The 11825-nt window shown below is 72.8% G+C and carries 8 protein-coding genes; 4 read left to right on the top strand and 4 right to left on the bottom strand.

The window, feature by feature from the left end; all coding sequences use genetic code 11:
* A partial coding sequence (locus AOK09_RS19380; protein ID WP_157875954.1) for an outer membrane protein assembly factor BamB family protein occupies nucleotides 1-1162 on the top strand: 1162 nt, incomplete at its 5' end.
* A gap of 122 nt (nucleotides 1163-1284) precedes the next feature.
* On the opposite strand, the gene galE is transcribed toward AOK09_RS19380, so the two are convergent.
* Nucleotides 1285-2268 (bottom strand): UDP-glucose 4-epimerase GalE, encoded by a 984-nt coding sequence (galE, locus tag AOK09_RS19375; RefSeq protein WP_055588471.1) that lies wholly within the window; start codon nucleotides 2266-2268, stop codon nucleotides 1285-1287.
* 222 nt (nucleotides 2269-2490) lie between these two features.
* On the opposite strand from galE, the gene AOK09_RS19370 reads away from it, so the two are divergent.
* The 3 genes from AOK09_RS19370 to AOK09_RS19360 all read left to right on the top strand — a co-directional run bounded on the left by AOK09_RS19370 (nucleotide 2491) and on the right by AOK09_RS19360 (nucleotide 8190).
* Nucleotides 2491-4125, top strand: a complete 1635-nt coding sequence (locus AOK09_RS19370; protein ID WP_055588470.1) for a glycosyltransferase family 2 protein — start codon at nucleotides 2491-2493, stop codon at nucleotides 4123-4125.
* Nucleotides 4126-4235: 110 nt separating this feature from the next.
* Nucleotides 4236-7019: a bifunctional glycosyltransferase/CDP-glycerol:glycerophosphate glycerophosphotransferase gene (locus AOK09_RS19365; RefSeq protein ID WP_055588469.1), complete on the top strand. Its 2784-nt coding sequence runs from the start codon at nucleotides 4236-4238 to the stop codon at nucleotides 7017-7019.
* Complete coding sequence (locus AOK09_RS19360) at nucleotides 7012-8190, top strand: glycosyltransferase (RefSeq protein WP_055588468.1); 1179 nt, start codon at nucleotides 7012-7014, stop codon at nucleotides 8188-8190. The genes AOK09_RS19365 and AOK09_RS19360 overlap by 8 nt, the downstream gene beginning before the upstream one ends.
* 93 nt (nucleotides 8191-8283) lie before the next feature.
* Here AOK09_RS19360 and AOK09_RS19355 read toward each other — a convergent pair whose 3' ends face one another.
* The 3 genes from AOK09_RS19355 to AOK09_RS19345 form a co-directional block, all read right to left on the bottom strand.
* Nucleotides 8284-9048: a hypothetical protein gene (locus AOK09_RS19355; protein ID WP_055588467.1), complete on the bottom strand. Its 765-nt coding sequence runs from the start codon at nucleotides 9046-9048 to the stop codon at nucleotides 8284-8286.
* Nucleotides 9049-9107: 59 nt separating this feature from the next.
* Nucleotides 9108-10742: a hypothetical protein gene (locus AOK09_RS19350; protein ID WP_055588466.1), complete on the bottom strand. Its 1635-nt coding sequence runs from the start codon at nucleotides 10740-10742 to the stop codon at nucleotides 9108-9110.
* Between the two features lie 53 nt (nucleotides 10743-10795).
* On the bottom strand, nucleotides 10796-11825 hold a 1030-nt coding region (locus AOK09_RS19345), incomplete at its 5' end, for an acyltransferase family protein (protein WP_055588465.1).

The raw sequence follows: 11825 nt of genomic DNA, 5'->3' as shown, positions 1-11825 counted from the left end.
GCCGCAGGCCGCCCGGCCGGTGACGCCGCCCCGCCCCGCCGCCGGCCCCTGGCGGCCCTGGCGGTTCCGGATGTCCAACGACGTCTGGGGCACCCCCGTGGTGGCCGACGGCACCCTCTTCGTCTCCTCCTTCGAGGTGCACGCCCTGGACATCACCACCGGTCAGCGCCGCTTCAAGACCCGCGACGTGGCCTGGGCGACCGCGGTCTGCGACGGCCGGCTGCACACCGCCGACGGTCCGCACCTCTACACCCTGGACGCGTCCGGCGGAGCGGAGCAGTGGCGCTGCGCGCTCGACGGCTGGATCTACTCGCTGGACGCCGCAGCCGGCGTCGTCTGCGTCGGCACCCGGGGCGGCGGGGTGCAGGTGCGGTCCGCGGCGGACGGCACCGAGCTGTGGCGGGTGACCGACGCCCAGCAGGACTACGAGACCCCGCAGTCGGGCCCCACGGTGGTCGGCGACTGCGTCTACTACTACGGCGGAGGCCGGCTGCGGGCCGCGGACCTGCGCACCGGCCGCATCCGCTGGACGGTGGCGGTCGGCGAGGACGTCCCCTCGCGCCCGGTGCTGCGGGACGGCACGCTCTATGTCACCGCCGGCACCAGGGTCCTCGCCCTGGACGCCGCAGGCGGGGCGGAGCGCTGGCGCTTCGAGGCACCCGTGGTGCTCTTCACCCCTCCCGCGCTGGACCCGGCCGACGGCCCCCACGCCGAACTCGGCCTCTATGTCGCCGACTACCTGGGCACCCTGTACGCCCTGGACGCCGCCACCGGCCACCCCCGCTGGCACGGCCGCACCGCGAGCCGCCAGGGCGCCGAGCCCGTGGTGGTGGCCGGCGGCTCGGTGCTGCTCGCCGGCGGCGAGACGGTCTTCGCCTTCGACGCGGTCAGCGGCCGGGAGCTGTGGCGCTACGCCGCCCGGGGCGAGGTGGTGGGTTCACCGGCGGTCGCCGGGGACCTGGTCCACATCGGCAGCCGCGACCACTCCCTGCACACCGTCGACCTCGCCACCGGCCGGCTGCGCTGGGAGCTCGGCACCAAGGGCGAACTCACCGGCTCCCCGGTGGCGGTGGACGGCAAGGTCTTCGTGGGCAGCAAGGACCGCTGTGTCTACGCCCTCCACTCGGTCTACGGCACCGCCATCCCCGACGAGCGCTCCTGACCCCGGGTCCGGACCCCGAGTCCGAACCCCGGATCCGCATCCCGGCCCTGACCCCGGGCCCGGGTTCAGGGCCGGGCTCCGGACAGGCCGCCGCTGCGCGCCGCGGCCTGCCCGCACGTCCGTCAGCGGCGGGCGCCCGGGTGCCGCAGGCACCATCCCTCCCAGGCCGAGGCGATCATCTCGGTCACCCCGTGGCGGGCGGTCCAGCCCAGCTCCTTGCGGATGAGGTCGGCGGAGGCCACCACCCGGGCGGGGTCGCCGGGCCGCCGCGGGGTGACCTCGCCGGTGGCGTCGTACCCCGTGACCCGGCCGATCACATCGAGCATCTCCTGTACCGAAACCCCCTCGCCGCGCCCGATGTTGAGCACCAGCGAGGTTTCGCCCTCCGGGTCGGCGGTCAGGCGCTCCACGGCGGCGACATGGGCGGAGGCGATGTCGGAGACATGGATGTAGTCACGGATGCAGGTGCCGTCGGGCGTCGGGTAGTCCGCGCCGAAGATCCGCGGTGCCTCGCCCGCGGTGAGCCGCTCGAAGACCATCGGCACCAGGTTGAAGACCCCGGTGTCGGAGAGTTCGGGGGTGGCCGCGCCGGCGACGTTGAAGTACCGCAGCGCGACGGTGGAGATGCCGTGAGCCCGGCCGGCCGCCCTGACCAGCCACTCCCCGGCGAGCTTGGTCTCGCCGTAGGGGCTCATCGGGTCGCAGGGGGTGCTCTCCGTCACCAGCTCCGTGTCGGGCATGCCGTAGACGGCGGCCGAGGAGGAGAAGAGGAAGCGCCGCACCCCGGCGCCGGCGGCGGCCTCCAGCACCGTCTGCAGGCCCTGCAGGTTCTCCCGGTAGTAGTGGAACGGCTGCTCCACGGACTCCCCGACCTGCTTCTTCGCCGCGACGTGCAGGACACCGGTCACCTGGTGGTCGCGGAAGGTCCGGTCCAGCAGCGCGCGGTCCAGCACGGAGCCCCGGACCAGGGGCGTACCCTCGGGCAGCCGGGCGGCGTCGCCGGTGGAGAGGTCGTCGAGCACGACCACCTGCCGGCCGGCCTCGCGCATCGCATGTACCACATGTCCGCCGATGTATCCGGCACCGCCGGTGATCAACCAGGTCATACCAGGATCATAGGATGTCGGGTTCGGCATACCCCAGCGGTCCCCTGAGGGGTGGCCGACACGGTCCGTTATTATGGCCCGAGGATTTTTCCGGTCAGAAGGAACATGCCCGGCCCCGGCCGTCAGGTCCCGCGGTCCGGGATCCGGGCAGGACGTACGGCGGTCGCGGGGGACAGCGGCCGTGGGGACGCCCGCCCCGCCGAACCGAGGGAGCAGGCGCGCATGTCGGGTGGCGAGCCGCGGGTCAGCGTCGTCGTGATCGTTTTCAATGACGCGCGCCGGATCGCCGAGGCCGTGCACTCCGCACTGGACCAGGGCGACGCGGTGGGCGAGGTACTGGTGGTGGACGACGCGTCCACCGACGCCACCCCCGCCATCCTGGCCCGTCTGGCCGAGGACCACCCCCGGCTGCGGGTGATCACCCGGGAGGTCAACAGCGGCGGCTGCGGCACCCCCCGCAACGAGGGCATCGCCGCCGCCCGCGAGCGCTATGTGATGCTGCTGGACAGCGACGACGTGCTGCCGCCCCACGCCGCCCGCACCCTGCTGGACGCCGCCACCACCCACCGGGCCGACGTGGTCGCCGGCGTCGCCGTCCGCCGTGAGCTGCCCGCTGGCCCGGACACCCCCTGGCAGCGCGAGCTCTACCCCGCCGACGGCGCCGCCCCGGTGCTGCTGCCCGACGGCATCGGGGAGCGGCCCGCCTTCCTGCGCGACACCCTCTCCGCCGGCAAGCTCTACGACCGCTCCTTCCTGGAGCGCAGCGGGGTGCGGTTCGCCGAGGGCGACGTCCACTACGAGGACTTCCTGTTCACCGCGCTGGTGTACGCGGCCAGGCCCCGGCTGGTCGCCATCGCCGAGCCGGTCTACCACTGGCATGTGCGGCGCGCCGCGGGACGGCAGTCCATCTCGCTGCGCCGCGACGAGATCCGCAACTGGCGGGACCGGGTCGACGCCCACGCGGAGACCGTCCGGGTGCTGGAGAAGGCCGGGGAGCACGACCTCGCCTCCGCCGCCGGCACCAAGTTCCTCGACTACGACCTGCGGATGTACGTCCGTGAACTGGGCACCCGCCCGGCCGGTTACCAGGCCGAGTGGTGGCGGATCACCCGGGAGCACCTGGGTGGCTTCGACCCCGCGGTGCTCTCCGCCGCCAAGCCGGCCGGGCGCTGGATCGCAGCGGTGATCCTCGCCTCGGAGCAGCCCGTCGAGGTGGCCCGCCTGATCGAGCTGGCGGCCGGTCCCGCCCGGCTGGTGCCCCCGTACCGGACCGACGACGAGGGGCGGCCGGTGCTCGGCCGGGGCGCCGCCGCCGTCCCCCTGGACGGCCTGGAGAAGATCTCGCTGGGGCGGCTGCCGCTCGCGGTGGACGGCGCGGTGCGCATCGGGCGCCGCTGCGAGGTCCGGCTGCGCCTGCACGAGCTGTACGGCAGGCTGGCGCCCGCCGAGCCGGAGTCCGTCTCCCTGGAACTGCGCTCGCGGTCGGGCGCAGAGCCGGTCGCGCTGCGCCATCCGGCGCCGCTCGTCAACTCCGGGGAGACCTGGAACGCCGCTCTCAAGGTGGACGTCTTCGAACTCGTCCGGGCGGGCCGGGCCGCCGCGCCCATGACCGCCTGGACCATCTGGGCCAACATCCGCTTCGCCGACGGGCGGACCGTGGGGACGGCCGTCCGGGCCCCCGGCGGCGGCGCCCGCCGCTCCTTCGCCTACCGCCCGCCCCTGGCGTTCGCGCTGGTCCAGGCCTACACCACGGGTTCCGGCGGCCTGGCGCTGCGGATCGCCGGAGGTCTGTCGGGCGTCCGCGAGGTGGCCGCCGGACGGCTCACCAGACTGCTGGTCCAGCTGGGCCGGCACTGAACAGCATCGCCCCGCGGACCGCCGTCCGGCCGGTCCTGCGGACCGGTGCCGATACGCCAGGATGATGCTCGGGGAGCAGCCGCTCCGGAGCGACAGGGAAGGAAGGTGGCATGGCCGAGGCACGTACGCCCGACGTCAGCGTCACGATCATCGTCTACAACGACGAGGAGCGACTGCCGCGCGCCGTACGTTCCGTGCTCGACCAGACGCTTCACAACCTGGAGGTGGTGATCGCCGACGACTGCTCGACGGACGGCACCGAGCGGGTCGCCCGGCGGCTGGCGGCGAGCGACCCCCGGGTGCGTTACGAGCGGTTGGAGCGCAACAGCGGCGGCTGCAGCGCCCCGCGCAACCGGGGCATCGAGGTCTCCCGCGCCCCGTACCTGATGTTCCTGGACAGCGACGACGAGCTGCCCCGGCACGCCTGCAAGTCCATGCTGCTGGTCGCCGAGGAGACCGGGGTGGACTTCGTCACCGGCGAGGTGACCCGCCTCTTCGAGGAGACCGGCCGCACCGGCCTGTGGTACCCGCAGCTCTTCGCCGAGTACCGGGTGGTGAACGGGCTGCGGGAGCGCCCCGAGTACTTCACCGACCACCTCTCCACCAACAAGCTCTACCGCGCCGACTTCATCGCCCGGCACGGTCTGCGGTTCCCCGAGGGCATCCACTACGAGGACCAGCTGTTCTCCGCCCAGGCCTACACCTCGGCCGAGTCCTTCGCGGTCGTCCCGTGGGAGATCTACACCTGGCGGCTGGCCCCGGAGAGCGACTCCATCTCCTCCAGCCGGCACAAGATCCAGAACGTGATAGACCGGATCGCGGTCGCCCGGCTGATCGACGCCTACCTCGCCGAGGCGGGCCACGCCGACCTCCAGCCGGCCAAGGACCACAAGTTCCTCAGCCACGACATCCGGCTCTACCTGGGAGATCTGCCGTTCCGCGACCCGGCCTGGCGGGAGGGCTTCACCGAGGCCGTCGGCCCGTACCTGGACCGCATCCCCGACGAGGTCTACGCCCGGCTGGCCCGCGACGAGCGGGTCTGCCTGCACCTGCTGCGCAGCGGTCGGGCCGAGGACGCGACGGCGGCGGCCCGTGTCCTGGGCCGTCCGCAGGTCGGCCCCAGGCACGCCGTGACCGAGGGCGACCGCACATGGTGGGGCACCGAGGTGCCGCAGGACGAGATCGGCCGGCGCGAGCTGGACATCACCGAGTGGCACCTGCGCGACCATGTCTTCGCCACCTCCCGGATCCGCCATGAGCTGGAGTCGGTGCAGCCGGCCGGCCCCGACCTGCGGCTGCGCATCCGCACCTACGATCCGGCGGGCCTGGTCGGGGACGGCACTGAGGCCGTGCTCAAGCTCGCCACCAGCGGGGACCCCCTGGAGATCCCGCTGCAGCTGACACCCGACCGGCCGGGCGAGTACCTGAGCGAGGCGGCGCTGGACGTACGCGCCGTGCCCGTCCCCCTGGTGGGCTTCTCCGGACGCCGCCATCCCCTCGTCTCGCTGGAGCGGGACGGCGAGCGCCGCTCCGATGTGCTGCTGGCGCCGCAGGACCTGCCGGTGCGGCGGGCCGAGGTCACGTACCACGAGGTCGGTGCGCACACGGTGACCCTCCGCCCGGAGGGCCGTGGCGCGGGCCGGCTGGAGGTCGAGTGGCAGCGCACCGGTGTGCTGCGCGCCGCCGAACCGCTCGGGCCCCATCTGCGGACGGTCAAGCGCAAGGCCGGCCGGGTGAAGCGGATCGTCTCCGGCCACCAGGGCAAGGCGACCGTGTTCGACGCCTTCACCAAGCTGCCGGGCAAGCGGGAGCTGGTGCTCTTCGAGGCCATGGAGGGGCGCGGCTACGCCGACAACCCCCGCTATGTCTACGAGGAGCTGATGCGCCGTGACCTGCCGCTGGACGTCGTCTGGTCGCACAGCGGCGACACCTCGTCGTTCCCGGCGGGCATCCCGCTGGTGCGGCGCGGGAGCTGGGAGTACGTCAGGCTGCTGGCCCGCGCCCGGTACTGGGTGGACTCGCACAACCTCCCGCAGATCTACCGCAAGCCGGAGGGCACCCGCTATCTGCAGACCTGGCACGGCCAGACCATGAAGACCATGGGCTTCGACGTGCCCGCGCTGCGGATGGCCGCCCCCGAGGTGCAGCAGCGGCACCGCGAGTCGGTGGCCCGCTGGGACATGCTGGTCTGCCCCAGTGCGGAGTTCGAGCGGACCTTCGTCCCCGCCAACGAGTACACCGGTGAGCTGGTGCGTTCCGGCTACCCGCGCAACGACGTGCTGGTGCGCCGGGAGGAGCCGGAGCAGCTGGAGCTGGCGGCCCGGGTGCGGGAACGGCTGAAGATCCCCGACGGGCGGAGGATGCTGCTGTACGCACCCACCTTCCGGGATGCGGCCCGCAACTCCGGCCGGTCGATCCGGGTCGACTTCCAGGCCCTGGTGGAGGAGCTGGGTGAGGACTGGGTGATCGTGGTCCGCGCCCACTACTACGACCGCTTCACGGTGCCGCCGCAGCTCGGCCATGTGCTGCGCGACGGGTCGGGCTTCGCGGACGTCAACGACCTGGTGCTGGCGTCCGACGCCCTGCTGACGGACTACTCCTCGCTAATGTTCGACTACGCCAACACCGGTCGTCCGATCCTGCTCTACACGGACGACTACGAGGCGTACCGCACCAGCGAGCGCGGCACCTACTACGACCTGGAGCAGATCGCCCCGGGGCCGATGCTCTCCACCACGGGGGAGCTGGCGGAGGCGCTGCGCGACCTGGAGGGCACGGCCGGCCGGTACGCCGACCGCTATGCCCGCTTCCAGGAGATGTTCTGCTCGTACGAGACGGGCCAGGCGAGCAAGTTGGTAGTGGACGCGTTCTTCGAGGGCGGCAGTGATGAGTAGCGCCGGCAGGCCGGCGGTCGGCGCCCCCGACCGTCCGCGCAACATCTTCTTCGTCGGGATCGACGTGGACTCCATGGGCGGCTCCCAGCGGGTGCTGCACACCCTGGCCCAGGGCATGGGCGAGCGGGGCCACCAGGTCGAGCTGATCGGCATCCGGCCCAGCCCGGAGCCCTTCCGCTACCACGCGAACCCCGTCTACCGGCACACCACCCTCTACTCGGAGCCCCCGCAGCCGGCCTGGCATCCGCGCACCCTGGGCGAGCAGATCAGCCCCGCCCGGCGGATCGAGGCCCGGCAGGCGCGGTCGGACCGCGAGCAGGCACGGGTGAAGCTCACCGAGCGGCTCAGCCGGATGCGCGACGGCTACCTGGTCATAGGGTCACCGTGGGCCGCCGACTGGATCCTCAGCCTGGACTGGCAGCACCTGCGCGGCATCGGCCAGTACCACGAGTCGTTTCTGCAGGCCCGCACCTCGGCCAACCTCGGCCTGATCAAGCGTCACTACGCGCTGCTGGACAAGACGCTGGTGCTGAGCGAGGGCGACGCGGTGGAGTTCCGCAACGAGCGGCTGCCCAATGTGTCGGTGATGCCCAACCCGCTGCCCTTCCACCCGGACGAGGCCGCCCCGCTGGACACCCTGCGAATCGGTGCGGTGGGCCGGCTGGACCCGGTGAAGCGCCTGGACCGCCTGGTCGAGGCGTTCGCCGCGGCCGCCGCCGACCGCCCCGGCTGGGAGCTCCACCTCTTCGGCGAGGGACCCCTGGAGGGCGGGCTGCGCGCCCAGGCCGTCCGGCTGGGCGTCGCCGACCGGGTCGTCTTCCGGGGCACCGCGTCCGACATGGCGGCGGCCTACCGCGAGCTCTCCCTGGTGGCCCTCACCAGTGAGCGGGAGGGCCGCCCGATGGCCCTGGCCGAGGGATCGGCCTGCGGCGTCCCCTGTGTCTCCTTCGACGTCTCCGGCGGGGTGCGGGAGCTGGTCGCCGACGGCCGCACCGGCACCCTGGTGCAGCCCGGCGACGTACCGGCCTTCGCCGCCGCCCTCGGCACGCTGATGGACGACCGGGAGCTGCGCCTGCGGTACGGCGCCGCCGCCCGTGAGCATGTGGCGGGGCTCTCCCTGCCGGCGGTGCTGGACCGCTGGGAGGAGCTCTTCCACGAGATCGACCGCTGACGGCGGACCGCACGACGACGGAAGGGGCCCCACCCGGTACGCCGGTGGGGCCCCTTCCCGGTTCGCCGGGGTGGGGCCGCCCGGCCCCGGGGGTCATCCCGTCACGGAGACGTGGTGCACGGGGGAGAGGGCCGAGCCGGACCACTTGTCGCCGGAGAAGTACCAGGCGTAGCTGCCCGAGCGGGTCGGGGTGACCGTGGTCTCCAGCACTCCGGAGATGTTGGGGGCCACCGTGCGCACGGTGGTCCAGGTGTCGGAGCCGTCGGGCCGGAACTGCAGCTGCACCTGGACGTCTCCGTAGCCGAAGTAGCGCCCGTTGTCCCAGGAGGCGCGCGCGAACCAGCCCGTCAGACGGAGCGGTGCGCCCTTCGCCGCGGGCGGCGGGGGCGGCGAGCTGAGCAGGGCGGCCCGCTTGACGGAGAAGCCGCCGAGGGTGCCGCCGCGGAAGGCGTCGCCGTCGTTGGCGTTGACCTGCGCGTCGACGAACCAGGTGCCGGCCTCGTCGTTCCACACCTGGTGCTGGGGGACGCTCACCGAGGCGGTTCCGGTGCAGACGGAGGTGGTGGGGGAGGAGCGCAGTGCCCGGCAGTGCATCGGGGACATCTTGAGGATGCCGTACTTGGGTCCCCACACGCCGACCGGGGAGACCGACCTGATGCCGGAGTCGTCGCTGGCGGTGACGGAGACGCTGAACGTGGCCCGCTGGTTGACGCCGAGGACCAGGGACCGGCCCTCGTTCACCTCCACCGAGGTGATGCGGATGTCGCCGTGCGAGGGGCTGGTGGCGATCGACGGCGCCGCGACGGCCGCGGCGGCGACGACTCCCGCGACGGCGAGGAGAACGGATCGTCTGCGCATGGTGCTCCCAGTATCCCCCACGCTGTGTCCGCCACGCTGTGTCCCCCGAGCCCTGAGCGCTACCGGCGGCCGCCGGCGGGGCGGGCGGCGGACAGGGCGGAGAGGTCCACCCGGATCAGCCGCTCCCCGTGGGGACCGGTGGCGACCTGGGTGTAGACGCGGCTGCGGGGCACGGGGCCTGCTCCGGCCGACTTGATCAGCCAGCCCACGTGGTACCGCAGCAGGATGGCCCGGCCCTGCGCGGCGGTGGTGCGGGTGCCGAAGAAGGTGTCGGTGTCCCTCCAGCGCTGCCGCTCGTCAGGGAGGAAGAAGTCCGGGTAGGCCGGGGCGACGGTGGTGGCCCCGTAGGCCGGTGCCATGCGGAGCGCGTAGTAGTCCCGCGTCAGAATGACATCGCCGTAGTGGACATAGGGCGTGATCCAGGAGTAGTCGCCGAATGTGGCGATGCTCTGGATATGCCACTTCTTGGCCAGGTTTTTGTACTGCGGAAAGGCGTAGGTCGCGACTCCGACCTGGGCCCACAGGCCCACCGCCAGCGCCCCGGCGGTCACCGCGACGGCGACCCGGCGCAGCCGGCCCGCGTCCAGTGCGGTGATCTCCACGGCCACCGCCAGCTGCGCGGGGAGGGCCACCCCCGGCCAGACCCGGCCCCATGACCAGTGGCCCAGCAGGCCGCCCGCGGCGAAGACGGCCGCGCACGCCAGGAAGGTCAGCACCAGGGGGTCCAGGAAGCGGGTGCGGCGGGCGCGTACGGCCAGCGCGGGCAGCGCCAGCAGCAGGAGCCCGTAGCGGGACAGCAGGTCCCGGTAGAGCGGCCGGTGGATGGCGGCGAGGTCGCCACCCTCAGCCGCCAGCTGCCAGAAGTCGTAGTAGGGCCAGAAGGTGAGCACCGCCGTCATCACCAGGGCGCCGACCGCCAGATTGCGGAGCGCGCGCGGGGACCGGGTGGTGGGGGCGGCGACCGCGATCGCCAGCGCGCCCAGCACGGCGATGGCGCCGGTGAACTGGTGCACCAGCAGCACCACGGCCGCCAGCAGCCCGAGCCCGGTGCAGGGCAGCACCCGCCAGCCCGCCCTGGCCTCCTGCTGCAGCCACGCCCACAGGTTGAGGGTGAGCCCCAGCGCGAAGGTGCTGGGGTAGGAGACGGTGAGGGTGAGCGAGGTGAAGGAGATCCATCCGCTCCAGGCGAAGAGGTGCCATCCCCACAGCAGCACGATCAACGGCAGCGCCAGGACCGGCGCCCAGCGGTGGCCGGTGAGCGTGCGGACGAAGTGGTACACGCCGGTCACCAGCAGCACGCAGGCGGCGACCGCGGCCAGGGAGAGCACCGTGAAGGTGTTCCACCCGGTGATCCTGGCCAGCGCCCCCAGCAGCAGCATCCAGGGGGAGTAGTAGGGGCTGGGGGTGTCCTCGGCGATCAGCGGGTTGGCGGGGCCGGCGAGGTCGGTGCGCAGCCGCTCGATCACCGCGGCGTGCAGCCCCTGGTCGCCCGACCAGGGAAGTTTGATGCAGAGCGGCAGTATCACCAGCAGGGCGAGCACGGCGAAGGGCGTGTACGGCAGCGGGAGCCGCAGTCTGCGGAGGTGTCCCATGAGCCGCTCCGGCAGGCCGGGGCCGGTGCCGGAGGGGCCGTCACCGCCACCGCCGCTGCCGCCGCTGTCCGTCCGTGCCGCTGTCGAGGATTTCTGGGCCATCTGTCGCATCCGCCGGGACTGGTGGGAGTTGTCCCGAGCAGGCTACCGACTGCTCAGCCGCGGACCGGAGCGGACAGCCGGGGTTCGACCAGCCGGCGCAGCAGCCGGCGCACCGGAGCGGTCATCAGCAGGGTGGCGACGGCGATGGCCGCCACGGTCACGGCCAGCTCGCCGAGGGGGTTGTGCCGGCTGTCGTACCAGCCCCGGTACTCCGCCAGTTTCACCAGCATGGGGTGGAGCAGATAGGCGTACATGGTGCGGGTGCCCAGCGCGGTGAACCAGGTGGCGCGGGTGGGGACCAGGGCCAGGAAGGACGCGCCGGCCAGCAGTGCGCAGAGCAGCAGGGCGGTGTGCAGCAGCAGGTAGTGCGGCAGGGTGGAGTGCAGCTGCTGGTAACCGCGGTCCCAGTTCAGCCAGTTGAGGTTGTCCACATGGGGGACCACGGCGTACGTCCCGGCCGCGAGCCCCACCAGGACCACGGCCGCGGCGATGCGCAGCGGGCGGGTGCGCAGTCGCTCGAAGTGCTCGGGCCGCAGCTGCAGGCCGAGGACGAAGAAGGGGAGGAACTGCAGCACCCGGCCGAAGGAGAGGATGTCGCCGTTGTCGGTGGTCCCGGAGAGGTAGGAGACCAGCACGGCCACCGCGAAGGGCCACTTGACGGCCCGCCACAGCGGGGTGCTCAGCCGCCAGAGGAAGAGGGCGACCAGGAACCAGGCCGCGTACCAGGGGCTCAGCAGGCTGATGTCCACATGGCGCTGGCCCAGCACCTGGCTGCGGAAGAGGCTGTAGATGCACTCGAAGACGACATAGGGCACCAGCACCCCGCCGACCAGCCGGGCCGTCTGGTCGGGGCGGGCGGTGAAGCCGCGGGAGAAGTAGCCGGACAGCAGGATGAAGGCCGGCATGTGGAAGAGGTAGACCCAGCTGTAGGCCGCCTTCACGGCGACGCTGTCCTGGCCCAGATGCGAGGCCGACCAGGTGTGACCGAGCACCACCAGCACCAGGAGCAGGTACTTCGCATTGTCGAAGTAGGGGTCACGCGCCGTGCGCCGCGGGGCGGTGGACGGCGCGTGACCCCTACTT

It is taken from the genome of Peterkaempfera griseoplana (assembly GCF_001418575.1).
Classification (GTDB): Bacteria; Actinomycetota; Actinomycetes; order Streptomycetales; family Streptomycetaceae; genus Peterkaempfera; species Peterkaempfera griseoplana.
The sequence above is the reverse complement of the archived record's forward strand: the minus strand, read 5'-3'. Positions and strand labels throughout refer to the sequence as shown.

Bases quoted from the DNA above. Each gene is read 5' to 3' on its own strand.
- galE (WP_055588471.1), bottom strand. From the start codon at position 2,268: ATGACCTGGTTGATCACCGGCGGTGCCGGATACATCGGCGGACATGTG.
- AOK09_RS19370 (WP_055588470.1), top strand. From the start codon at position 2,491: ATGTCGGGTGGCGAGCCGCGGGTCAGCGTCGTCGTGATCGTTTTCAAT.
- AOK09_RS19365 (WP_055588469.1), top strand. From the start codon at position 4,236: ATGGCCGAGGCACGTACGCCCGACGTCAGCGTCACGATCATCGTCTAC.
- AOK09_RS19360 (WP_055588468.1), top strand. From the start codon at position 7,012: ATGAGTAGCGCCGGCAGGCCGGCGGTCGGCGCCCCCGACCGTCCGCGC.
- AOK09_RS19355 (WP_055588467.1), bottom strand. From the start codon at position 9,048: ATGCGCAGACGATCCGTTCTCCTCGCCGTCGCGGGAGTCGTCGCCGCC.
- AOK09_RS19350 (WP_055588466.1), bottom strand. From the start codon at position 10,742: ATGGCCCAGAAATCCTCGACAGCGGCACGGACGGACAGCGGCGGCAGC.